We start from the raw sequence: 21,052 nt of genomic DNA, 5'->3' as shown, positions 1-21,052 counted from the left end.
ACTGTTCCGTCGCTTGAAAGGCTACCGCCGGATTTTCTCGCGCTTCGAGAAGCTGGATGTCATGTTCCTTGGATTCCTCAGCTTCGTCCTAGTCGTTGATGGGCTTCGGATGTGTTAACAGGCCCTAATCCGCTGACGCAGTTGTTCAAATCCATCGATAGCGACAGCGATGGCAGCCTGACCGCGTCCGAGCTATCGACCGCGCTGTGGTCCAATAGCGATGACGACAGCAAGATCGACATCGACGGGTTGCTGAGCATGCTCGATCAGGATGGTGGCGGCACCGTCAGCGAGAGCGAACTGGCGCAGGCCTTGCCGCCGCCACCGCCACTGCCGGGTGAGCAAGGACAGGATGTGCAGTCCTTGTTTGCCGGCCTGGACAGCGATGGTGACGACAGTGTCAGCAGCGGTGAATTGAGCACACTGGTCAATGGTGACAGTGCGTCGAGCACGCAGCTGCTGGACCTGCTCGACAGCGACAAGAGCGGGGCATTGAGTCTGCAGGAACTGCAGGAAGCGATGCAGCCACGCGATCCGCCGCCGCGACCGCCGTCATCGGCCGATGCATCCAGCAGCGACGGCACGCAGCAGGCGTATGCAGCGTTGGTGCAGATGGCCGTGGGGCAGTACCGCAGCATTGGCGGCAGCGTGACAACGAGCAATCTGGTCGATCTGGCAGCGTAATGCGGTGATCGAGAGAGAATGGGGAAGCCGGAGTGCGGTCCTGGATCAGCCGGTGCGTCTAGCGCGCAGCCACCGCAAGCAGGGATGTTGCGGATTTCAGCAGCAGACGCGCTGCGGGTACCTGCGTAATCGCTTTATTGAGCGCTTTTGGCGGTGCCGCGTGCGATGGTTCAATACACGTCGCGGCGATAGCGCCCGCTGCCCAGCAGTTCCTGTCTGACATCGGCTCCGAGGATGCAATCCAGCGTGCGGTCGAGTTCGGGTGCCATGCCGCGCAGACTGCCGCAGACGTAGATGCAGGCATCTTGGTCGATCCAATGACGCAGGCGGTCGGCGGCGGCCGCCAGCGCGTGTTGGACGTAATGCGGTCGCTGTGGTTGATCGCGCGAGTAGACAAGCTCCAGGCGTTCGATCCAGCCGTCCTGATGCCACTGCTGCAGCTCGTCGGCATACAGCGCGTCGTGCGCGGCATTGCGTTCGCCGAACAGCAGCCAGTTGCGCCGCGCCCCGGCTGCGATGCGTGCACGCAGATGCGCGCGCAGACCGGCGATGCCGGTGCCATTGCCGATCAGCAGCATCGGCTGGTCGGGTGCGGGTGGGTGGAAGCCGGGGTTGCTGCGCAAGCGCAGCGCGATGGCTGCGCCGATCGGTGCATGGACGCAGAGCCAGCCGCTACCCAGCCCCAGGCTGCCGTCGGCGTGCCGATGCTCGCGTACCAGCAGTTCTGCATGGCCTTCCTCGGGAATGGATGCGAGCGAATAGTCGCGATGGGGCAGGGGGGCCAGGCGGCGCACCATTGCTTCTGCGTCCATTGTGGAACTGTCGCCTGCAGTTCTAGCTCCGCCTGTAGTCGCATCTGTATTCGTACCCACACCTCGGTCGCTTTTGACTCCGGCTTCTGCTTCCGCTTCTGCATCGGGGCTGGCACCGGCACCCACATCGATACCGAGAGCGGCACCGGTATCGACGGGAAGTTGCGCGCCGCCGAGCCAGTCGCGCAGGGGGCGGCCGTCGATCTGCTGCGCGCCATCGTAGTGGTTACGCCGCAGCCAGGACTCGACCGCATCCGGGGCATGACGCGGTGCGATCTCCGCGATATCGCCTGCGCTCCACTGCGGCAACGCGCCATCGCATGGCGTCAGGCGCAGTCGGTAAATCGGCGCACCCGCACTGCCGGGATTGACGTGGACACGTTCGCGTAGCTGCCAGGTGGTGTAGGTGGGCAGGCTCCAGTCGGGTTGCGTCGCGAGTGCGGGCGCCAGTTCCGCCAGACGGCGTTGCCAGTGCTGCAGGGCGTTGGGGTCAGCGTTATCGACCTCGATGCGCTCGAACAGGCGAGTGGCGCCGCGCTCCTGCAGGCGATCGTCGAGGCGTCGGCCGAACGCGCAGTAGTGCGCGTAACCACGGTCGCCAAGCGCCAGCACTGCGTACTGCACCGCCGTCAGATCCTGCGCGTGGTCGGCACGCCAGGCGCGCTCGGCGGCCTGCGCATGGTCGGGCGCATCGCCTTCGCCGGTGGTGCTGACGATGCACAGCAGCCGCGGCACGCGTGCGAGTTGACCGCTATCGACGGCTTCGATCGGCAGCGCATGCGCGCCGACGCCGGCCGATTGCAGCGCGGCAACGCTGCGTTGCGCCAGCTCACGCGCAAATCCGGTCTGGCTTGCCCAGATGATCAACACGCCGCTGGCGTCTGCGCGTTGTGCGCCGACACGCTTGCGGGCACGCAGCAGTACGACCGCGCACAGGCCCAGATACATTGCCAGGCCGAGCGCTGCCAGTTGCCAGCGATGCGGCGTGGGTGGGCTCCACCATGCGCCCTCATGCAGGCCGGCCAGCCAGCCGACGATGACCGCAAGCGCCAGCAGAGCCAGCCCGTTGCCCAGCCACACGCGTGAGGTGGTGTTGCTCATGACGCGGACAGGTGGCGTTCGAATGCCGGGCTCATCGATTCGAGCAGGATGCCGTCCTTGCGTGCCAGGAATCGCACGGCCAGTTCCGCCTTGCGCGCATGGGCAAGACCGGCATCGGCGCCAAGCACGGTCATCGCGGTGGCCCAGGCATCGGCCTGCATCGCATCGGGCGCGAGTACGGTGACCGCCGCAGGGGCATGCGGAACGGGCGCGCCGGTGCGTGGGTCGAGGGTGTGCGTATAGCGTGTGCCGTCGGCATCGAAGCGGTGCCAGCGATCGCCGGAGGTGGCGACCGCCAGGCCGTCCAGCGCCAGCACGCGTGGTGGCAGCGCGCTGCCGGCGTCTTCGTCGGGGGCGGATTCGACCAACACGCGCCACACGCTGGCATCGGGCTTGCGTCCGTAACCGAACAATTCGCCGCCGACCTCGATCAATGCACTGTCGATACCCGACTGCAGCAATGCGCGATGCACGCAGTCCACACCGAAGCCCTTGGCGATGCCGGACAGATCCAGCGCCGCTGCGCCCGGCTGCAGCACCCGCCTGCCATCCAGCTGCAGGCGTTGCCAGCCGCAACGCAGGCTCGCCAATGCGATCGCCTGCGCTTCCGGCACGCGCTGGCGCGTGCCGGAAGCGCCAAAGCCCCATAGCTCGACCATCGGGCCGACGGTGGGATCGAAGGCACCCTCGCTGGCCTGTGCGAACTCCAATGCTGCGCTCAGCACTGCGTGGAATTCGTCCGGCAGGTGGTGCCAGCTGCCTGCCGGTGCGCGGTTGTAACGGCTGATATCCGAATCGGCCTTCCAGGTACTCATCTGCGCGACCACGCGGTCCAGCGCGGCCTGGATGCACGCATGCAAGGGGTGCAGATCGCGTCCGCGCGGCGCCACCAGCTTCACGCTCCAGGTGGTGCCCATGCTGCGGCCGCCGAGCGTGGCAACGGCGTGGTCGGCGGAAGACGATGCGGGCATGGACGGGTCTTATGAGGATGGGGCGGCAGGACGCACTCTGTGTGCGCTCCTGCCGCGTGCCGGCAGATTACTGCGGCAATACTTCCAGGGTGGCGACATAGCCCAGGCGGCGCTGCTTGGCCTGCGGCAGCGAGGTCTTGGTGTCTTCGATGGTGGTTTCCAGCCAGTACATGCCCGCTTCCGGCCAGGTGACGCTGAAGCCGCCCTTCGCATCGGTCTTGAGCTTGATCTCGTTCTGCGCATTCCGGTAACGGGTGCCGTCGCGCACGACGTCGATCTCCAGCCCGGCGGCCGGTTTGCCATCCAGTTGCAGGGTGAAGTGCGCGGCTTCGCCGGCGACCAGATCGTTGGGGTGCGTCACCGGAATCAACTCGATGCCCTTGCCGCTGGGCTTGAACACGGTGTCCGTGGGTGCGCCGCGGGTGACGAAGGTTTCCACACGGTTGAGCGATTGCGAGACCTGCAGTTCCTTGGCGTTTTTCGGCACTTCGGTGGCGAAGCTGGTTTCGTTGCCACGCCAGCGCTTGGGTTTGCCGTCTTCTTTCCAGCTGGCGAACAGGCCTGCGTTGACGATGGCGAGCTTGTAGGTGCCGGGCTGGGTGAGCTGCAGGTCGAACACGCTGCGGTACTTGCCGGTGGCCGGGTTCTCCGGCTTGAGCGCGCTGCCATCGGGTGCGGTGATGCTCAGGTTGTCCAGTCGCAGCGGCACGTGATTGAAGTAGAACAGATCGTTGGAGACGGCAGCATCCACCGTGATCCACGGCGCGTCGCCAGCGATGACGGTCTGCGACGGCAGCAACCAGGCCTTGTGGGCGAGTGCGCTGAGCGGCAGGGTGGCAAGCAGGGCAACCAGGACGAGCGAACGTTTCATGACAACTCCTTGAAAGACGATGGCAACGATGGGTCACGTGTCTGATCAGCGCGAGACTGCGACGCTGTTTGGATGCGTGGAAAACGATGGGTCTTGAGCGACAGACCTTGGTTCAATGCCCAGGGCGCACCTTGCACGACGACGCAAGGCGCGGTGCACGGCGCTGCGAACGCCAACGCCAACGCAGCAGTCAGGGCTTTGCAACCAGGCTGATCGCACCGAGCTCGCTGCTGCCGCTGGCTTTGGCTGTCTGCGCGGACGTCGCCGGCCAGGTGAAAGGCAGCTTGACCAGTTCGCGGCCGCCAACTTCGCGTGCGGCTTCCACCACCAGCGTGTATTGCCCCGACGGCAGCGACTTCAATGCGCCCTTGCTATCGGAGAACGACAGCGCATGCGCGCCGGCCGGCCGGGTGGGGCCGGTGACGCCATCGACCGGCACGCTCAGGGTGCGGCCGCTCTTGCGCCACCACTGGCGCAGATCCGGCAGCCATTTGGTGCCGTGGCCTTCGGCGGTGTCCCTGGATTGATACCAGACCGCCAGATTGGCGGCGACCTTCTGATCTGCGCCTTCCAGCCAGACCGCAACATACGGGCGGTGGTACTCGGCGACGTTGAGCTTGGGGATTTCGACGTTGATGTCGAGTGTGGCGGCATACGCCGGCATGGCGAGCAGGCCGCTCAGGGCGATGGTCAGGGTGGCGCGCATGATCGTCTCCGGTAGAAAAGTCAGTGGATCAACAGCAGGGCGAGCAACAGCGGAATCAGCAGGCCAAGACCGACCAGCGGCCAGGTCATGCGCCGCTGCCGTGCATGCAGGTGGAGAAGGAACAGGCCGGTGATGCAGAACACCAGGCAGGCGATCGCAAAGACATCGATAAACCAGCCCCAGGCCGGCCCGGCGTTGCGGCCCTTATGCAGATCGTTGAGATAGGCGACCCAGCCGCGCGCAGTGCGTTCGTATTCGATCGCGCCGGTGCGGCGGTCCAGGCTCAGCCAGGCATCGCCGCCGGGGCGTGGCAGCGCGACATACACCTCGTCCGCCGACCATTCGCCGTTGCGCGTGCCGATGCTGATATCGAGCTCGCGCCCCAGCCATTGCGCCACGCGCGGCGGCAGCGGTGCATTACCGTCCTGACGCCGGCCCAGCGTCTGCAGCAGCGCGGGCGGCAGCGTCAGCGTGCGTTGTTCGGTCGATGGGCTGGCTTCGATGCGCGCGGCGTGATTCAAGGTCAGCCCGGTGACGGTGAACAACAGCATGCCGATCAGGCACAGCGCCGAGCTGATCCAGTGCCACTGATGCAGCATGCGCAGCCAGAAGCCGCGGCGTTGCTGCGCGCTGGCGAGGTGAGCGTGGTCTGTGGTCGACATGCTGCGCTCAGGCCACGTCTGCGGGGACGCAAGGCTGCAGTTGCCGCTGCCGTGCAGCCACCTCGTGCAGCAAGGCGCGCAGGCGCGGATGGCGCGCGCCGGCCAGCAGTGGTGCGAGCTGTTGCAAAAAGCCGGCGTGGCCACCTGCGATGGCGCGGCGCATCCATGTCTCGGCCTGATCCAGCTCGTCGCTGTCGGCAAGCAGGGTGGCGTAGCCGGCCTGGCCGCGGAAATCGCCCGCTTCGGCAGAGCGGCGGTACCACACGCATGCGGCCAGAGGGTCTGCAGCGCAGGCCAGGCCCTGGTCGAGATAGCGCGCCAGGAAGTTCATCGACTTGGCATGTCCGGCTTCGGCCGCGCGGTGGTACAGCGCCAATGCCTGCGCGTGGTCCTGCGCCACGCCGCGCCCGGAGGCGTACATGTGCGCCAGGTTGTACATGCCCCATGCCAGGCCATGTTCGGCGGCGCGGCGATACCACAGCACGGCCAGCACCGCGTTGATGGCGGTTCCGAACCCGAGCTCATGGCAGCGGCCCAGCTGGTTCATCGCCTCCGCACACCCTGCGTTGGCGGCCACTTCGTACCACAGCATCGCTGCAGCCGGATCTGCGGCAATGCCGCGTCCTTCGGCGTACATCTGCGCGAGCAGCAATTGTGCGCCTACGTCATGGTTCGCAGCGGCTTTGTGCAAGCGCGCACGTGCCTGTTCCGGCTGCGTGCGCAGCAACGCGCTCAGCTGCGCGATGTCCAGCGCCGGCTCAGACATCGGCCCATTGCCGCAGCAGGTTGTGATACACGCCGGTGAGCTGGATCAATGAGGGATGCCCGGGCGTGTCCTGGGTGAGGCGGCGGATCGAGACATCCAGCTCGAACAACAGGCGGCGCTGCGCAGCGTCGCGCAGCATGCTTTGTGCCCAGAAAAAGCACGCCACTCGCGCGCCACGTGTGACCGGCATGACCCTGTGCAGACTCGTGCCCGGATAGATCACCAGATGCCCGGCCGGCAGCTTGACCGACTGCGTGCCGTAGGTGTCTTCGATGACCAGCTCGCCACCGTCGTAGCTGTCCGGGTCGCTGAGAAACAGCGTGGCGGAGACATCGGTGCGCACCGCTTCGGCGCCGCCACGACTGCGGTCGTACCGCACCGCGTTGTCCACGTGATAGCCGAACGACTGCCCGCCGCTGTAGCGATTGAACAGTGGCGGATAGATCCTGCGCGGCAACACCGCCGAAAAGAACGTGCTACTGCGTGCGAGTGCCTCCAGCACCAGCGCACCGGCCTCGCGTGCAACGGCGCTGTCTTCGGGCAACTGCGCGTTGTCCTTGGCCTGTGCCGACTGGTGACCGGCGGTGATGCGACCGTCTGCCCAGTCGGCCACGTCCAGCTGCGCGCGCAGCTGGCTGAGTTGCGCGGGGCTGAGCACATCGGGGATGGGCAACAACATGCAGTGGTCTCCACGTCGCCGCGCAGCGCGCACGGCGTGCCTGAGGGTTAGAAGCTGAAGGTGGCGTTCAACACTGCCGAGCGGCCGTCACCCGGCAACGCCCAACCGCTGCCCGCCGTGACGGTTCCTGCGGCGTTGACGGTGAGGTTGTTGCGGATGCTGGTGTAGTACTCCTTGTCGAACAGGTTGTTGACGTTCAACTGCAGGCTGAGCCACGCATTGACGCGCAGGCCGACCATGGCGCGATGCACCCAATAGGCGTCGGTCTTGCGGTAGACCGCGGTCGAGGTGTTGTTCGGATAGAAGCTGCCCTGATAGTTGACGCCGTAGCCGAAGGTCCATTGGTTGAGCTGGTAGGTGGTCCAGAGATTGCCTGCGTTACGCGGTGTCTGCACCAGTTCGCGCCCGGCGATGGGGTCGCCTGTCAGGCTGGCGGTGCGATTGGACACGCTCTGCAGCACTTCGCTGTCCAGGAAGGTGTAGTTGGCGAAGATGGACCAGCGCTCGGTCAGGTAGCCGGCCGCGCCCAGCGCAATGCCGTCCACACGTGCCTTGCCGTCCAGTACCTGCTCGGGGACCAGCGGGTCGCCGCTGTTGACCTTGTAGTTCTCGCGTTCGTTGCGGAACACCGCGGCGGTCAACGCCAGGCGCTCGTCCAACACATCCCACTTGCCGCCCAGTTCGAGATTGACCGCGGTTTCCGGTTCGACATTGCAGTTGGCACCCACGGTGGAGGTGGCAATCGGCGTGCACGAGCCGTTGACCGAGGCCTTCGATGGCGTCTTCGCATTTGCATAGGACAGATACAGGCTGGCGTTGTCGACCGGCTTGAACACCAGTCCGGCGCGATAGGAAAACAGATCGTCCTTGCTGCCGGCCGGGAAGCCTGCGGCCACGCCGGTGATGCCGCCGGTGGCGTTGACGGTATAGGTGGTGGTGTCGCCTTCGTTGTGCTCGTAGCGGCCGCCCAGGTTGAGCATCCAGTGCTCGTTGAACTGCAGCGTGTCGAACAGGTACACCGCCTGGTTGGTCAGGCTGCCCTTGCTGCGGCCGGTGCGGAAATAGTGCTGCGGACCGGTCCAGATGTTGTACGGGTTATCGAACGACTGCAGCGGATAGGTGATGCCGGTAGTGGAGCCGTCGGCGTTGCGGAAGAGCGAACCGCTATCGAGTTCGAAGTCTTCCTTGCTGAAGGCGACGCCGGCGACCACGCGATGTTCGATTGCACCGGTGTGCAGCGTGGCGGTCAGATCGGTTTGGCTATGTGCGATGAAGTTTTCGGTGTCGCGCACCAGTCCGCGTGGCCCGCTGTTGGGGTTCCAGGTCGACGGCGGCTGGCCCACGCACGCGCGGCCGGTGTAGGCGTTGGTGTTGTTGGGCAGGCACCAGGTGCCCTCAGGTGCGGTGGCGGTGGTGCTCTGATCCACGCGCTGCAAGCGCGCCAGGCTGCGCAGTTTGACGTTGTCGTCGAAGTCCATTTCCAGCACGCCGGTGAGCATGTCCACGTCGATCTCCTGACGCGACACATTGCGATAGCCGTAATAGGTTTCGCGGTCCACGCCCGGCAACGGGCCATCGTTGAACGGGCTGAGCGCGAACGGCACGCCGTATTGCGGCAGGTTGTTGTCGTGCTGGTGCAAGTAGCTCAGCGTAAAGCGCGTGTCCGAACCCAGGCCGAAGGCCACCGACGGCGCAACGCCCCAACGGTGACGGAATTCTTCGTCGCGGCCCGGCACGTCTTGGGTGTGGCCCATCGCATTCAAGCGCACGGCGGTGCCGTTTTCGAAGTCGTAATTGCTATCGGCCGTGAGGCGGCCGTAACGGTCGCTGCCGCCGCCGATCATGACGTTGGTGAAGTTGCCCTGGCCGGCGCTCTTGGTGACCAGGTTGATGTTGCCGCCGACCGAGCCTGCGCCGGACATCGCCGAGTTGGCACCGTTGATGAGCTCGACGGATTCGAGGTTGAAGGTGTCGCTGCGGCTGTACTGCGCGCTGTCGCGCACGCCGTCGGTGGTGATGTCGCTGCTAGCGGTGAAGCCGCGCAGGTTGATGCTGTCGCCGTAGCCGCCACCGCCTTCGCCCGCGCCGAAGGTGATGCCGGGTAGGGTGCTGAGCACATCGCGCAGCGACAGCAGATTCTGCTGGTCCATGGTCTGCTTGGTGACCACGGTGATGGTCTGCGGCGTGTCGCGCAGGGCTTCTGTGTACTTGGGCGAAGACGGCTTCTGCGCACGTTCCTGCTGCACCCGGATCGCATCCAGATCCACCGCCCCTGGGGGCGCCGACACATCGTCGGGCTGGGCGAAAGCGGGAGCGGACAGCGTCAGCAACACGGCCGAAGCGAGCGGGGAAATGCTAGGCGTCATGGAAAGTCTCAAGGAGGATGCGAGGCTCCCACCTGGCGATGGCTTGGCGGATGCGGGATGGAATGCGTGGGTGCTGCGCCGGCTAACCCGAAGCGCTGCGCCGACAGTCGTCCGAGCCAGGCAAGCCGAGGCGCTGCGCAAGGGCGCGCAGGCGAGGCGAACGAGCGGGGCAGGCGTCGAGCAGGGCTGGGTGCATGGGATCGCAGGCAGGCCAGTTGTTAAGAAGGCCTTAAGGATACGATCTTAAATGCAAATCATTCTTCTTTGCAATATCTGCCAGTCGGTGGCGGACGCTGCGATGTGTGGCGCCGTGCAGCGGCACCGTCGCTGCAACGCACCCGCTTCAACGATCGTCGCGGGTCCAGATGCCGTCGTGTTCGCGCTTGACCGGGAACTTGGGCACGGCCGTATAGGCAGGCGCGCACAAAGGGCGGCCGTCGCGGATATCGAAGCGCGCGCTATGCAACTGACATTCGATGGTGCCGGCTACCGGATCGAAGCTGCCAGGCGACAGCTCGTAGTCTTCGTGGCTGCAGCGGTCTTCCAGTGCGTACAAGGCGCCATCGAGGTTGAACACCACGATCTGCGTATCGGTGACCTCGTCCCAGACGGTCTGCATTTCACCGGGCAGCAGCGCATCGCTGGCACAGACAAAGGTCCAGGTGTCGCTCACGGGGTTGGCCCGTTCAACTGCTTTTCCAGCACTTCAAAACGCAGATCCTGGCGCAGCGGAATGCCGAAGCGCTCGTCGCCATACGGGAAGGGTTTGACGATGCCGGTGCGACGATACCCGCGCCGTTCGTAGAAGGCGATGAGTTCATCGCGCACATCGATGACGGTCATGCGTAGCACCGGCAGCTGCCATTGGCGATGTACAAGGCGCTCGGCTTCGGCCAACAGCGTCTTGCCGAGCCCGCTGCCCTGCAACGAAGGATCCACCGCAAACATCCCGAAGTACCCTGCGCCGCGGTCATCGGCAATATGCGCACAGGCCACCAGACGCTCATCCTGTTCGACCACCAGCACCAGGCTGCGTTCGCGCAGGATATCGTCGCGCAGCACGGCCGGATCGATACGCGCACCCTCGAGAATATCGGCCTCGGTGGTCCAGCCCATGCGGCTGCTGTCGCCGCGATAGGCCGAAGTCACCAGCAGGACGAGAGCGTCGATGTCAGCGACGGTAGCGGTGCGGAAAGTGGTGGTCTGCATGGAGACAGTTTAATCGGGAATGGGGAATGGGGAATGCGGAATGGGGGAAGCGCTGCGCTGCTCGATGAGCCGTGTTCCATACATCGCATGTCACCGGCGTTCGGGAGAACCGCTCTTTCGATTCTCCATTCCCGATTCCCATCAGCCCAACAGTCGACGCACCTTCACCAACGCGGCGACGAAGCGCTCGATTTCGTCGTGCGTGTTGTAGAACGCCAGTGACGCGCGGCAGGTGGCGGCGACACCGTAGTACTGCAGCAGCGGATGCGCGCAGTGTTGGCCCGAGCGCACCGCGACGCCTTCCAGGTCGAGCAGGGTGGCCAGGTCGTGCGCGTGCGCACCGTCGATCAGGAACGACACCACCGCGGCCTTGTCGGGCGTGGTGCCGAAGATGCGCAGGCCATCGATGCGTTGCAGTTCTTCGGTGAAGTGGGCGAGCAGTTCGGCTTCGCGTGCTTCCACGTGCGCCAGGCCGATCGATTCCAGGTAATCCACTGCCGCACCCAGGCCGACGAAACCGGCGATGTTGGGCGTGCCGGCTTCGAACTTATGCGGCGCATCATTGAAGACGGTGTTCTCGAAGCTGACTTCCTTGATCATCTCGCCGCCGCCCAGAAACGGCGGCATCGCCTGCAGATGCTCGCGACGTGCCCACAGTGCGCCGGTGCCGGTAGGGCCGCACATCTTGTGCCCGGTGATGGCGTAGAAATCGCAGCCGATGCTGGCCACGTCGATGCGCCGATGCGGTGCCGCCTGCGAGCCGTCCACCATGGTGACGATGCCGCGCTTACGCGCTTCGCGGCAGATCTCGCGTACCGGGTTGACCGTGCCCAGCACGTTGGACACGTGGGTGATCGCCAGCAGTTTGACGTCAGGTGTCATCGCCTTGCGCAAGCCATCCAGATCCAACGCGCCATCGGGCGTGATTTCGGCCACGCGGATGGTGGCGCCGGTACGCTGGGCCACCAACTGCCACGGCACGATGTTGGCATGGTGCTCCATGCGCGAAATCAGGATCACATCGCCGGCGCCCAGCCGCGGCAATGCCCACGAATACGCCACCAGATTGATCGCGAAGGTGGTGCCGCTGCATAGCACCAGCTCATCGGCGCGGACGTTGAGAAAACGCGCCAGTTTGTTGCGCGCTCCCTCGAACGCGTCGGTCGCCTCGCTGCCGAGCGCATGCACGGCACGGCTTACGTTGGCGTTCTGGCGGCGGTAGAACTCGTCGGTGGCGGCAATCACCTGCAGCGGCTTCTGGCCGGTGTTCGCGTTGTCGAAATAGATCAGCGGCTTGCCATGCACCTGCCGCATCAGCAGCGGGAAATCCAGGCGCACGCGGTCCCAGTCGGGCGTTGCGCTGGGCGGAACGGCGGACACGTTCATGCCACGCCCGCCGAATTCAACGCACGGTCCAGTTGCAGCGCCAGCACGGCGCTCAAGGCGGGCGGCAGCACGCGCAAGGGTTCGTGACAGAACGCGGCACTCAGCAGGCGTTGCGCCTGTTCCTGCGGCAAGCCGCGCGAGCGCAGGTAGAACAAGGCGTTGTCGTCGAGCTGGCCCACCGTGGCGCCATGCGCGGCTTGTACCTCGTCGGCATCGATCACCAGCACCGGCTGGGTGTCGATTTCGGCATTGGACGACAGCAGCAGATTCTTGTTGGACAGCCGTGCATCGGTGCCGTCGGCGCCTGCGCGGATGCGGATGCCACCATGGAAGACCACGCGGCTGCGGTCCGCGCCCACACCGCGCCATACCAGTTCGCAGGCGGTGTCGCGCGCGATGTGCTCGATGCCCAGCCGCGTGTCCACATGCCGGCGGCCGTTGCCGAGCAGCACGCCATTGGCGGTGAGCTGGGCGTTGTTGCCTTCCAGGCGCACGTTGAGCTCGTGCCGCGACAGGCCGGCACCCAGCTCCAGGTCCACGCGCTGGTAGCGCGCGTCGCGCGCCAGCACCGCGTCGGTGCGCAGCAGCGACGTCGCATGTGCGCTGCCGGCCTGCACGCGCGCGTGCGACAGCGATGCGCCCTGTGCCAGATGCACGTGCATCACGCTGTTCTCCAGATGGGCGGCGTCGCCGACATGCAGGTGATGCTCGATTACCTGCAGCGCAGCGCCGGCACGCAATTCGATCAGATGGCGGTGATGCCACGACAGATCCTGCTCGCCGGCCACGCCGACGAACACCAAATGCAGTGGCAGCTCGATCTGCGCGCCGGCATGCACGCGCACCAGCACGCCTTCGTCGGCAAGCGCGGCATTCAGGCGCGCAAAGACCTCGTCGCTGCCGTCGAAGCGGCGGCCCAGTAACTGCTGCGCCTGGTCGCTTGCGGCCAACGATGCAGACAGCGTGTCCAACTGCACGCCTTCCGGCAACATGGACAGATCGCTGAGCGCTTCGGACGGGCGGCCATTGACCAAGACCAGGCGCGGCGATGGGATATCGTCCAGCGCGGCCGCATCCACCAGCGTCGGGACCAACGGGGCGGGCTGAAAGCTGCGCCGTTCCAGCTGCCGCAACGAGGTGTATTTCCAGGCCTCGGCACGTGGGCCGGGCAGGCCGGTCTGCAGGGCGGCATCGAGCTCGGCGCGGCGTGCATCACTGCCGCTGAACCCGCGCGCCAGGGAGTCAAGCAGGGCACTCATCAGGCGGCAACCTCGGGCACGACGCGGTCTTTCAGGAAGTGATAACCGTGCTTTTCCAATTCCAGCGCCAGTTCCGGGCCGCCGCTCTGTACGATGCGGCCCTCGGCCAGCACATGCACCACGTCCGGCTTGATGTAGTCGAGCAAGCGCTGATAGTGGGTGATGACCAGGAACGACCGCTCGGGCGAACGCAGCGCGTTGACGCCGTCGGCCACGCTCTTGAGCGCATCGATATCCAGGCCGGAATCGGTCTCGTCCAGAATGGCGAGCTTGGGCTCGAGCACGGCCAGCTGGAAGATCTCGTTGCGCTTCTTTTCCCCGCCAGAGAACCCTTCGTTGACGCCGCGATGCAGCAGCTCGTCCTTCAGATGCAGCACGGCCAGCTTCTGCCGCACCAGCTTGAGGAACTGCATCGAATCCAGCTCGTCTTCGCCACGCGCCTTGCGCTGCGCGTTCAGCGCGGCGCGCAGGAAATAGGTGTTGTTGACGCCGGGAATTTCCACCGGGTACTGAAAGGCCAGGAACAAGCCAGCGGCGGCGCGTTCTTCCGGCGGCAGGTCGAGAAGATCCTTGCCGTCGAACTGCACGCTGCCTGCGCTGACCTCATAGCCGTCTCGACCGGCCAGTACATTGCCCAGCGTGGACTTACCCGCGCCATTGGGACCCATGATGGCGTGTACCTGGCCGGGCTGGATGTCCAGCGACAGGCCCTTGAGGATGTCTTTGCCGGCGATGCTGGCGTGGAGGTTGTTGATTGTGAGCATGGGATTTTCCATCAGATTCTTTTAGCCCCTCTCCTACCGGGAGAGGGGTTGGGGTGAGGGTCGGCGCGAAGCCTCTCATGGACTTGGGTACGCGAGGCTTCGCTCGTACCCTCATCCGGCGCTGCGCCCCCCTTCTCCCGGAGGGAGAAGGGTCGGCGCGTCAGCCGACCGAGCCTTCCAGCGAGACTTCCAGCAGCTTCTTGGCTTCCACTGCGAACTCCATCGGCAGTTCGCGGAACACCTGCTTGCAGAAGCCGTCGACGATCAACGACACCGCATCTTCCTGGCTGATGCCACGCGCGCGGCAATAGAAGAGCTGGTCGTCGCTGATCTTGGAGGTGGTGGCCTCGTGTTCGACGGTGGCGCCCGGGTTCTTCACCTCGATATAGGGAAAGGTGTGAGCGCCGCACTGCTTGCCGATCAACAGCGAATCGCATTGCGTGTAGTTGCGTGCACCATCGGCATTGCGGTCCACCTTTACCTGGCCGCGATAGGTATTTTGGCCACGCCCGGCGCTGATGCCCTTGCTGACGATCTTGCTCTTGGTGCGCTTGCCGATGTGGATCATCTTGGTGCCGGTGTCGGCCTGCTGACGATGGTGGGTCAGCGCGACCGAATGGAATTCGCCCACCGAATCGTCGCCAATCAGCACGCACGACGGGTACTTCCAGGTGATCGCAGAGCCGGTTTCGACCTGGGTCCAGGTCACCTTGCTACGCGCGCCACGGCATTCGGCACGCTTGGTGACGAAGTTGTAGATGCCGCCGCGGCCTTCCTCATCGCCCGGGTACCAGTTCTGCACGGTCGAGTACTTGATTTCTGCATCTTCCAGCGTCACCAGCTCGACGACCGCCGCATGCAGCTGGTTCTCGTCGCGCATGGGCGCCGTGCAGCCTTCCAGATACGAGACGTAGGCCTTGTCTTCGCACACGATCAAGGTGCGCTCGAACTGGCCTGTATGGCCGGCATTGATGCGGAAATAAGTGCTCAATTCCATCGGGCAACGCACGCCCTTGGGGATGAACACGAAACTGCCGTCGGAGAACACGGCCGAGTTGAGCGCAGCGAAATAGTTGTCGCCCACCGGCACCACGCTGCCTAGGTACTGCCTGACGATTTCCGGGTGTTCCTTGATGGCCTCGGACATCGAACAGAAGATCACGCCTTTTTCGGCCAGTTCCTTGCGGAAGGTGGTGCCGACCGAGACCGAATCGAACACTGCATCGACGGCGACGCCGGCCAGCTTGGCGCGCTCGTGCAACGGCACGCCCAGCTTGTCGTAGGTGTCCAGCAATTCCTTGGGCACTTCGTCCAGCGAGGCGTATTTCGGGCCCTTGGGCGCGGAGTAATAGCTCAGCGCCTGGAAGTTGATCGGCGAGATCTGCAGTTTCGCCCACTCCGGCATCGGCATCTTCAGCCAATGGCGATAGGCCTCAAGGCGCCAGTCGGTCATCCATTGCGGCTCGTCTTTCTTGGCCGACAACGCGCGGATGACGTCTTCGTCCAGGCCGGGCGGGAGCGAGTCCGATTCGATTTCGGTGATGAAGCCGGCGTCGTAACGTCGACCCAACCGTTCGAGGATCTGCGCGTTCTGTGGAGGAGCAAGTTCGGTGGCCATTGGGCTGCCTACAGGTCAGGTGGTCGCGACGCGTGCGGCGATGGAACGCCGACGGGTGTCGCCAGGGAGAGAAAGGGGCTGCAACATCTGCGCGAGCGTGACGCGACGCAAGGCATCGCCGACCACGTCGTTGATCAGGCGCCAGTTCGAACGCACGCCACAGCGCTGCGCGATACCGCACTGGCTGTGGTCCTGGCTGCATTCGGTGATCGCCAACGGACCTTCCATCGCTTCGACGATCTCCACCAGGGTGATGTCGCTGGCGGCGCGCGCAAGTCGGTAGCCGCCGTGCACGCCGCGCAAGCCTTCAACCAGGCCTGCCTGCGACAACGGCTTGAGAATCTTGCTGACAGTCGGCGCTTCCAGACCGGCCTGTTCGGCCAGCTCGCTTGCGCTGAGCACCTGATCGCAGCGCGCCGCCAGGACGGTCAGCACGACGGTGGCGTAATCGGTGAGTTTGGTGACGCGCAACATGGGGAAGACGAAATCCGAAAGCGGACCGAAATTGTACTCTTTCCAGTAAGGCAGGGCCAACGGCGCGGTTCAGCCGCCGGCAAGCGTGGCCCGTTGCGGTGCATGCTGCGCTTGTGCTTGGCGCATTGGCGCGCTGCGGTCACAATGAGCGGCCCCATCACTGGACCCCTACATGTCGCGCAAAGTTGCCGCCCGCAAGTCTCGTATCCACGGCAATGGCATGTTCGCCCTCGCCCCGCTACGCAAGGGCGAGCGCATCATTCAGTACAAGGGGCGGCTGCGCACGCATGCCGAAGTGGATGCCGACGACACTGGCGACGTGGAGAGCGGGCATACCTTTTTGTTTACGCTCAGCGACGACTACGTGCTGGATGCCAACTACGAAGGCAATGTCGCACGCTGGATCAACCATAGTTGCGATCCCAATTGCGAAGCGGTGATCGAAGAAGCCGAGGGCGACGACCGCCGCAAGGACAAGATCTTCATCGAGGCCAAGCGCGATATCAAACCCGGCGAAGAGCTCACCTATAACTACGGCATCACCCTTGCCGAGCGTCACACGCCACGCCTGAAGAAAATTTGGGAATGCCGCTGCGGCTCGAAGAATTGCACCGGAACGATGCTGCAGCCCAAGCGCTGAGCATGAAGGTGGCGTCAGGCGCTGACGCCACGCACACATCGGTTCACGGGTGCGCAACGGCGCGCTTTCTAGGTTTGGGCTTCTTTTTAAGAGGAGCCCCGCATGTCTTATTCGCTTACAGGCAAGACGGTTGCCGTGCTGGCCACCGATGGCTTCGAGCAATCCGAACTGACCGAGCCCAAGCGCCTGCTGGAAAGTTGGGGTGTCAAGGTCGAGGTGATCGCGCCAGGCGACAGCGCACAGATTCGCGCCTGGAATCACACAGATTGGGGCGATTCGGTAGCGGTCGATCGGCAGCTGGAACAGGCAACAGCCGAATCCTACGACGCACTGGTATTGCCTGGCGGGGTGCTCAATCCCGATACGCTGCGCACCGATAAGCAGGCAATCGCGTTCATTCGCGCGTTTTCGACCGCACAAAAACCGGTGGCGGCGATTTGCCATGGGCCGTGGCTGTTGCTCGAAAGCGACTTGGTCCGCGACCGCGAGGTCACCTCATGGCCGTCGGTCAAGACGGACCTGATCAATGCCGGCGCGCGCTGGCAGGATGCCGAAGTGGTGGTCGATGGCCAGCTGATTACCAGCCGCAAACCGGACGACATTCCTGCATTCGCCGCGGCAGTGGCCAAGGCCTTGGCTGCATAGGCTCTTCACTGGCCAGTGTCAGCTCGAAACAAGAAGGCCCGGCGCAGGTGCGTCGGGCCTTTCCATCTGGAGTGGTGCGTGGGTTACGCCATCGACGCCAACCCAGGCGGGCCTACTTCCCGGACAGCGCTGCCGCGGGCACCATCTGCTCGATGTTCTGGTTGAAGTTGACCGCCACCCGCCCGTTCTGGATGCCGACCGATTCCACCTGCACCGCACCCATCACGGACGCAATCGCCGGATCGATCCGGTAGATCGGTTCCTTGCGCGCGTAGTCGGCCAGCCAGGTATTGAGCAGCTGCCGCGTGCTGTGGTCGAGCTTTGCGCCCGCGTGGGCGGGGCGGAAGTCGTCGATGCTGGGTTGGTCGAGATAGAAGCCCTGCTTGGCCACGTCGTAGCGCAGTGCGCTCGTCAAGGTCACATTGCCGACCGGTGCAGGAGCGCCGCCCGCGGTCGCCACGGCAAGATCGAACGCCATCTTGAGCCGATCGCCTGGCGGCAACGATAGCGCCGGGTTGCTGACCGTCATTGCGATCAGCCCGCCCAGCGTGTCGTGTGTCTGCGGGAAGCGGCCACCCAGATACTGCTGCAGGTCGCTGGCCTGCACGCTGATCTGTTTTCCCTGGATCTGCGGTGCGGCCCAGGCGCTGGTGATGGGCATTGCCAAGGCGAGGGCGAGCATGGATCCGGCAAGCGAACGCAGTTTCATCGGGTGACTCCGGCGACAGGTGACATCACCTTAGTCGGCGCCGGTGAACCACGGGTTAGCGCAACACCGGTCGCAGCGTGGCCGAATAGATTTCCCAGCCATCGCTACCGGCGCGGGGTTGCAGCCGGTATGCGCCCACCAGGCGTTGCGTGCCGGCGGTGGTGCGTACCGTCAATTGCACCGGCACTTCGATACGCTGTGGCGGCTGCGCCTGATCCAGCGCAATGGGCGGGTCGTTGTTGATGCGCATCGATTGGATGTTGGCGATGGCACGCAAGGCAGCGTCGTCCGGCACCGGGGCAGGGCGGCCGCCGGTCCATAAGGCATCGGCCTGCGCGCGCGCCGCTCCCGGCAACGCGCCGAGGTAACGTTGAACGGTGGCGCTTGCTTGGGCGTAGCTGGCCAGCGCAAGAGCATCGGTGGGATCGGATGCAGGGGCCGGTGCTGCGGTCGTGGTGCCGGCAGTGCCCTTATCGAGCGGGCGCGATGCGCTCGCAGCATGCGTCGCCGGCGCGTCGTTTGCCTGCGGATCGCCAGTGCGATGACAGCTGCAACCAGAAAGTGCGGCTGCGACAACGAGCATTCCCATCCAGCGCATGGCGCGTCCCCATCCCCGAGGTGCGCAGTGTAGCGGGTACGTGCGGCGATGCGTCTTCAGGCGCCGGTGGCGGGGTGCACGCGCTGCAGGCGTTCCAGCAGCAGCTGCAGTTTGGGACGCAATGCGTCCAGTGCATCGCTGGGCTGGGCGCGTGGGCGGGCCGCCAGGTCTTCCAGCAATTGCGAGCCTACGGTCAGTGCCGCGCATTCGTCGCTGCTCAGATCGCGGCGCAGGTGTAGTTCTTCGAGCAGCCGCATCCAGTCGGCGCGCGAACGTTGTTCGAATTCGATGGTGCAACGGTCGTCACAAGGGCGGCCGTCGTTTTCGATAGGCGTGACCGTGATGCGATAGCGTTTGCGGGACATATGGGTCGCGTCGTTCTGGGCTGTGCTCACCATAGGCGCAGGACGCAACCGTCTCGATAGGGTGGCCCATGACGCAGTGTTCCAACGTACTTAGTTTGCTGGCTGTGCGGCGGGTTTGCGCAGAAGCGGCAGCGGATCGTACGCACCGTTGCGTCCATAGACACCATAGTGCAGGTGTGGCGGCGTGCCGCGCGCATTGCCGGTGGTGCCGACCTTGCCAAGCAGGGTGCCGGGCTCGACCACATCGCCTACTGCTAGGCCGGCAGCCCAGTCGTCAAGATGCGCGTAGTAATGCCGTTCCATCGCCGGACCCAGGAGCCAGACCTGTTTTCCGCCCAGGCCCTGGTCGCGGATGGCGCTGACCACGCCGCGCGTTGCCGCCACCACCGATGTACCGCGTGGCGCGAAGATATCCACGCCCGCGTGCGTGCGGTCGCGGCCACGGGGTGCGCCAAAGGTGTCGGCAATCTGTCGCGCACGCACGCCTTCCACCGGCACATGCAACTGCGCAGGCGGCGGCATTTGCGACAGCTCCCAGCTGGTACGGAGCTGATGGGCGATCGGCAGCTGCCAGGCCCAGCGCGCGGCCACCGCCAGCACGCACAACAGTGCAATGGAGACAACAGTGCTGCGCAGCCGACGCGCGCGGCTAGGTGTGGAGACTCGGTGTGGTGGCGATGGCGGGGTGTTCGACGGACCGGTCACAGGCACCTGCAGATGGCGAATCAGCATGCAGGGTAGGGCAGTGCCGATGAGCGGTATGTGCTGCACATCGCGGCGCGATGGCAAAAAAAAGACGGCCCGAGGGCCGTCTTCGTGACACCGGAGACGTGCTGGATTAGAGCGCCGCGTCCTTCAACCTCTTCATCATGCGGGACTTGAGCTTGGTGGTCGCCGGCTTGGCGGCGAAGATCTGCTCTTCCTTGGTGAACGGGTTGATGCCCTTGCGCTTCGGCTTGGCCGGCACGTGCACGGTGGTCAGCTTGAGCATGCCCGGGATGGTGAAGGTGCCGACGCCCTTCTTGCTCAGCGAGGCGTGTGCGGTGGCTTCCAGCGACGCCAGCACGGCGCGGACGTCCTTCGGAGCCAACTGGGTGCTTTCGGCAATGTGCGCGACCAGGCCGGTCTTGCTCAGTGCTTCCTTGATCGGCTTGGGCGCAGCGGACTTGGCAGCAGCGGCCTTGGCAGCAGCGGCCTTGGCCGGCTTTGCGGTCTTGGTCGCGGCGACCTTTTTCACTGCCTTCTTGGGGGCAGCCTTCTTAGCGGCGGTTTTTGCCATGAGTGATGTGTTCCGTATTCGTTGGTGGTGTTGGGTCTGCCGACCCAGTCGGCAACGCGAAATGTAGGGCAACTGCTGCGCGTCGCCAATAGGTAAACGATGAAACAGCACGAAAAAAGCATCTTTCGACGGGGATTCGTTCACCAGCGGCAGAAAAAACGTACAAAACGCATCGGCTTGCCCGCGCCATGCGCACGTTCGCTGCAGGTCTGACGCATAGCAGCAGATCGTTTGCGCGGGCAGCGACCGCACCGCGCATCCGTGGGGCGACGCAACGAGCCGATAAGGCCAACCTTTTCGGGGATGCATGGAACAGAACCACGCGCCGTCGAGATGGCTGCCATCGATTGCAAACGTGGGCGCACGCTCCATGTACGGGAATGGAGCGGTTTCGGGACGGTATGCAGCCTTTGGCTTTGTACTGCCCTGCATCCACCGTGCGGTGATCAAGGCGCTGGCGCGGCGGTTTGCGCAGATGTTCGAATCGT

23 protein-coding genes and 1 pseudogene are annotated in these 21,052 nt (G+C 64.7%); 4 read left to right on the top strand and 20 right to left on the bottom strand.

The window, feature by feature from the left end:
* Both F7R02_RS26930 and xopAW read left to right on the top strand, forming a co-directional pair.
* A pseudogene (locus F7R02_RS26930) lies at positions 1–118 on the top strand (IS5-like element ISCARN85 family transposase); the annotation flags it as partial.
* On the top strand, positions 112–684 hold the full coding sequence (xopAW, locus tag F7R02_RS16425) for a XopAW family type III secretion system calcium-binding effector (protein ID WP_425478558.1): 573 nt from the start codon (positions 112–114) through the stop codon (positions 682–684). The pseudogene F7R02_RS26930 and the gene xopAW, both read left to right, overlap by 7 nt.
* A gap of 170 nt (positions 685–854) precedes the next feature.
* On the opposite strand, the gene F7R02_RS16420 is transcribed toward xopAW, so the two are convergent.
* From F7R02_RS16420 to F7R02_RS16350, 15 genes are all read right to left on the bottom strand, one after another.
* Positions 855–2,597: a flavodoxin domain-containing protein gene (locus F7R02_RS16420; protein WP_078590782.1), complete on the bottom strand. Its 1,743-nt coding sequence runs from the start codon at positions 2,595–2,597 to the stop codon at positions 855–857.
* The gene (locus F7R02_RS16415; RefSeq protein WP_139371063.1) at positions 2,594–3,568 is read right to left on the bottom strand and encodes an FAD:protein FMN transferase; all 975 of its coding nucleotides are present in this window, start codon (positions 3,566–3,568) and stop codon (positions 2,594–2,596) included. The genes F7R02_RS16420 and F7R02_RS16415 overlap by 4 nt, the downstream gene beginning before the upstream one ends.
* A 67-nt stretch (positions 3,569–3,635) precedes the next feature.
* Positions 3,636–4,439, bottom strand: a complete 804-nt coding sequence (locus F7R02_RS16410) for a DUF4198 domain-containing protein (protein ID WP_078590784.1) — start codon at positions 4,437–4,439, stop codon at positions 3,636–3,638.
* Between the two features lie 190 nt (positions 4,440–4,629).
* A complete protein-coding gene (locus F7R02_RS16405; RefSeq protein ID WP_003487781.1) occupies positions 4,630–5,145 on the bottom strand; it encodes a DUF2271 domain-containing protein in 516 nt (171 codons plus the stop codon).
* 20 nt (positions 5,146–5,165) lie between these two features.
* Positions 5,166–5,807 (bottom strand): PepSY-associated TM helix domain-containing protein, encoded by a 642-nt coding sequence (locus tag F7R02_RS16400; protein WP_003487779.1) that lies wholly within the window; start codon positions 5,805–5,807, stop codon positions 5,166–5,168.
* A gap of 7 nt (positions 5,808–5,814) precedes the next feature.
* Positions 5,815–6,573 (bottom strand): tetratricopeptide repeat protein, encoded by a 759-nt coding sequence (locus F7R02_RS16395; RefSeq protein ID WP_003487777.1) that lies wholly within the window; start codon positions 6,571–6,573, stop codon positions 5,815–5,817.
* Positions 6,566–7,252, bottom strand: a complete 687-nt coding sequence (locus F7R02_RS16390; protein WP_005913321.1) for a Fe2+-dependent dioxygenase — start codon at positions 7,250–7,252, stop codon at positions 6,566–6,568. Before F7R02_RS16390 ends, F7R02_RS16395 begins: the two co-directional genes overlap by 8 nt.
* Positions 7,253–7,299: 47 nt before the next feature.
* Positions 7,300–9,618 (bottom strand): TonB-dependent receptor, encoded by a 2,319-nt coding sequence (locus F7R02_RS16385; RefSeq protein ID WP_078590786.1) that lies wholly within the window; start codon positions 9,616–9,618, stop codon positions 7,300–7,302.
* Positions 9,619–9,961: 343 nt separating this feature from the next.
* The gene (locus tag F7R02_RS16380) at positions 9,962–10,291 is read right to left on the bottom strand and encodes a Rieske (2Fe-2S) protein (RefSeq protein ID WP_033484266.1); all 330 of its coding nucleotides are present in this window, start codon (positions 10,289–10,291) and stop codon (positions 9,962–9,964) included.
* Positions 10,288–10,827 carry a GNAT family N-acetyltransferase gene (locus tag F7R02_RS16375; RefSeq protein WP_005913319.1) on the bottom strand — a complete coding sequence of 180 codons (540 nt, stop codon included), beginning with the start codon at positions 10,825–10,827 and terminating at the stop codon, positions 10,288–10,290. Before F7R02_RS16375 ends, F7R02_RS16380 begins: the two co-directional genes overlap by 4 nt.
* A 141-nt stretch (positions 10,828–10,968) precedes the next feature.
* Positions 10,969–12,213: a cysteine desulfurase gene (locus tag F7R02_RS16370; protein ID WP_003487766.1), complete on the bottom strand. Its 1,245-nt coding sequence runs from the start codon at positions 12,211–12,213 to the stop codon at positions 10,969–10,971.
* Positions 12,210–13,472, bottom strand: coding sequence for a Fe-S cluster assembly protein SufD (sufD, locus tag F7R02_RS16365; protein WP_033484265.1), 1,263 nt, complete (start codon positions 13,470–13,472; stop codon positions 12,210–12,212). Before sufD ends, F7R02_RS16370 begins: the two co-directional genes overlap by 4 nt.
* Entirely contained in the window at positions 13,472–14,236 is a 765-nt protein-coding gene (gene sufC / locus F7R02_RS16360; protein WP_003487762.1) for a Fe-S cluster assembly ATPase SufC, read from the bottom strand. The genes sufD and sufC overlap by 1 nt, the downstream gene beginning before the upstream one ends.
* Before the next feature lie 160 nt (positions 14,237–14,396).
* Entirely contained in the window at positions 14,397–15,854 is a 1,458-nt protein-coding gene (sufB, locus tag F7R02_RS16355) for a Fe-S cluster assembly protein SufB (RefSeq protein ID WP_078587309.1), read from the bottom strand.
* Between the two features lie 15 nt (positions 15,855–15,869).
* A complete protein-coding gene (locus tag F7R02_RS16350) occupies positions 15,870–16,328 on the bottom strand; it encodes an SUF system Fe-S cluster assembly regulator (protein ID WP_003487759.1) in 459 nt (152 codons plus the stop codon).
* Positions 16,329–16,500: 172 nt separating this feature from the next.
* Here F7R02_RS16350 and F7R02_RS16345 point away from each other — a divergent pair, with 172 nt between their 5' ends.
* Together F7R02_RS16345 and F7R02_RS16340 are read left to right on the top strand one after the other, a co-directional pair.
* Positions 16,501–16,968: an SET domain-containing protein gene (locus tag F7R02_RS16345; protein ID WP_003487757.1), complete on the top strand. Its 468-nt coding sequence runs from the start codon at positions 16,501–16,503 to the stop codon at positions 16,966–16,968.
* A gap of 102 nt (positions 16,969–17,070) precedes the next feature.
* Positions 17,071–17,613, top strand: a complete 543-nt coding sequence (locus F7R02_RS16340) for a type 1 glutamine amidotransferase domain-containing protein (RefSeq protein ID WP_078590788.1) — start codon at positions 17,071–17,073, stop codon at positions 17,611–17,613.
* A 112-nt stretch (positions 17,614–17,725) separates the two neighbouring features.
* On the opposite strand, the gene F7R02_RS16335 is transcribed toward F7R02_RS16340, so the two are convergent.
* The 5 genes from F7R02_RS16335 to F7R02_RS16315 form a co-directional block, all read right to left on the bottom strand.
* A complete protein-coding gene (locus F7R02_RS16335; RefSeq protein WP_005919194.1) occupies positions 17,726–18,322 on the bottom strand; it encodes a YceB family lipoprotein in 597 nt (198 codons plus the stop codon).
* A 55-nt stretch (positions 18,323–18,377) separates the two neighbouring features.
* Positions 18,378–18,920 (bottom strand): hypothetical protein, encoded by a 543-nt coding sequence (locus F7R02_RS27335; RefSeq protein ID WP_078590789.1) that lies wholly within the window; start codon positions 18,918–18,920, stop codon positions 18,378–18,380.
* Positions 18,921–18,976: 56 nt separating this feature from the next.
* Positions 18,977–19,318 (bottom strand): DUF3861 family protein, encoded by a 342-nt coding sequence (locus F7R02_RS16325; RefSeq protein WP_003489901.1) that lies wholly within the window; start codon positions 19,316–19,318, stop codon positions 18,977–18,979.
* 57 nt (positions 19,319–19,375) lie between these two features.
* A complete protein-coding gene (locus F7R02_RS16320) occupies positions 19,376–20,017 on the bottom strand; it encodes a M23 family metallopeptidase (RefSeq protein ID WP_033479080.1) in 642 nt (213 codons plus the stop codon).
* A 106-nt stretch (positions 20,018–20,123) separates the two neighbouring features.
* Positions 20,124–20,564 carry an HU family DNA-binding protein gene (locus F7R02_RS16315; protein WP_078590791.1) on the bottom strand — a complete coding sequence of 147 codons (441 nt, stop codon included), beginning with the start codon at positions 20,562–20,564 and terminating at the stop codon, positions 20,124–20,126.
* Between the last annotated feature and the right edge of the window lie 488 nt (positions 20,565–21,052).

Source organism: Xanthomonas cissicola (assembly GCF_008801575.1).
GTDB classification, from domain to species: Bacteria; Pseudomonadota; Gammaproteobacteria; order Xanthomonadales; family Xanthomonadaceae; genus Xanthomonas; species Xanthomonas cissicola.
The sequence above is the reverse complement of the archived record's forward strand: the minus strand, read 5'-3'. Positions and strand labels throughout refer to the sequence as shown.

What these genes read in the sequence shown, in the direction of transcription:
- F7R02_RS16390 (WP_005913321.1), bottom strand. Translation starts at nt 7,252, where the DNA reads ATGTTGTTGCCCATCCCCGATGTGCTCAGCCCCGCGCAACTCAGCCAG.
- F7R02_RS16420 (WP_078590782.1), bottom strand. Translation starts at nt 2,597, where the DNA reads ATGAGCAACACCACCTCACGCGTGTGGCTGGGCAACGGGCTGGCTCTG.
- F7R02_RS16325 (WP_003489901.1), bottom strand. Translation starts at nt 19,318, where the DNA reads ATGGTGAGCACAGCCCAGAACGACGCGACCCATATGTCCCGCAAACGC.
- F7R02_RS16410 (WP_078590784.1), bottom strand. Translation starts at nt 4,439, where the DNA reads ATGAAACGTTCGCTCGTCCTGGTTGCCCTGCTTGCCACCCTGCCGCTC.
- sufD (WP_033484265.1), bottom strand. Translation starts at nt 13,472, where the DNA reads ATGAGTGCCCTGCTTGACTCCCTGGCGCGCGGGTTCAGCGGCAGTGAT.
- F7R02_RS16315 (WP_078590791.1), bottom strand. Translation starts at nt 20,564, where the DNA reads ATGGCAAAAACCGCCGCTAAGAAGGCTGCCCCCAAGAAGGCAGTGAAA.
- sufC (WP_003487762.1), bottom strand. Translation starts at nt 14,236, where the DNA reads ATGCTCACAATCAACAACCTCCACGCCAGCATCGCCGGCAAAGACATC.
- F7R02_RS16405 (WP_003487781.1), bottom strand. Translation starts at nt 5,145, where the DNA reads ATGCGCGCCACCCTGACCATCGCCCTGAGCGGCCTGCTCGCCATGCCG.
- F7R02_RS16345 (WP_003487757.1), top strand. Translation starts at nt 16,501, where the DNA reads ATGTCGCGCAAAGTTGCCGCCCGCAAGTCTCGTATCCACGGCAATGGC.
- F7R02_RS16415 (WP_139371063.1), bottom strand. Translation starts at nt 3,568, where the DNA reads ATGCCCGCATCGTCTTCCGCCGACCACGCCGTTGCCACGCTCGGCGGC.
- F7R02_RS16340 (WP_078590788.1), top strand. Translation starts at nt 17,071, where the DNA reads ATGTCTTATTCGCTTACAGGCAAGACGGTTGCCGTGCTGGCCACCGAT.
- F7R02_RS16350 (WP_003487759.1), bottom strand. Translation starts at nt 16,328, where the DNA reads ATGTTGCGCGTCACCAAACTCACCGATTACGCCACCGTCGTGCTGACC.
- F7R02_RS16375 (WP_005913319.1), bottom strand. Translation starts at nt 10,827, where the DNA reads ATGCAGACCACCACTTTCCGCACCGCTACCGTCGCTGACATCGACGCT.
- F7R02_RS16335 (WP_005919194.1), bottom strand. Translation starts at nt 18,322, where the DNA reads ATGAAACTGCGTTCGCTTGCCGGATCCATGCTCGCCCTCGCCTTGGCA.
- F7R02_RS16395 (WP_003487777.1), bottom strand. Translation starts at nt 6,573, where the DNA reads ATGTCTGAGCCGGCGCTGGACATCGCGCAGCTGAGCGCGTTGCTGCGC.
- F7R02_RS27335 (WP_078590789.1), bottom strand. Translation starts at nt 18,920, where the DNA reads ATGCGCTGGATGGGAATGCTCGTTGTCGCAGCCGCACTTTCTGGTTGC.
- F7R02_RS16385 (WP_078590786.1), bottom strand. Translation starts at nt 9,618, where the DNA reads ATGACGCCTAGCATTTCCCCGCTCGCTTCGGCCGTGTTGCTGACGCTG.
- F7R02_RS16400 (WP_003487779.1), bottom strand. Translation starts at nt 5,807, where the DNA reads ATGTCGACCACAGACCACGCTCACCTCGCCAGCGCGCAGCAACGCCGC.
- sufB (WP_078587309.1), bottom strand. Translation starts at nt 15,854, where the DNA reads ATGGCCACCGAACTTGCTCCTCCACAGAACGCGCAGATCCTCGAACGG.
- F7R02_RS16320 (WP_033479080.1), bottom strand. Translation starts at nt 20,017, where the DNA reads ATGCTGATTCGCCATCTGCAGGTGCCTGTGACCGGTCCGTCGAACACC.
- F7R02_RS16370 (WP_003487766.1), bottom strand. Translation starts at nt 12,213, where the DNA reads ATGAACGTGTCCGCCGTTCCGCCCAGCGCAACGCCCGACTGGGACCGC.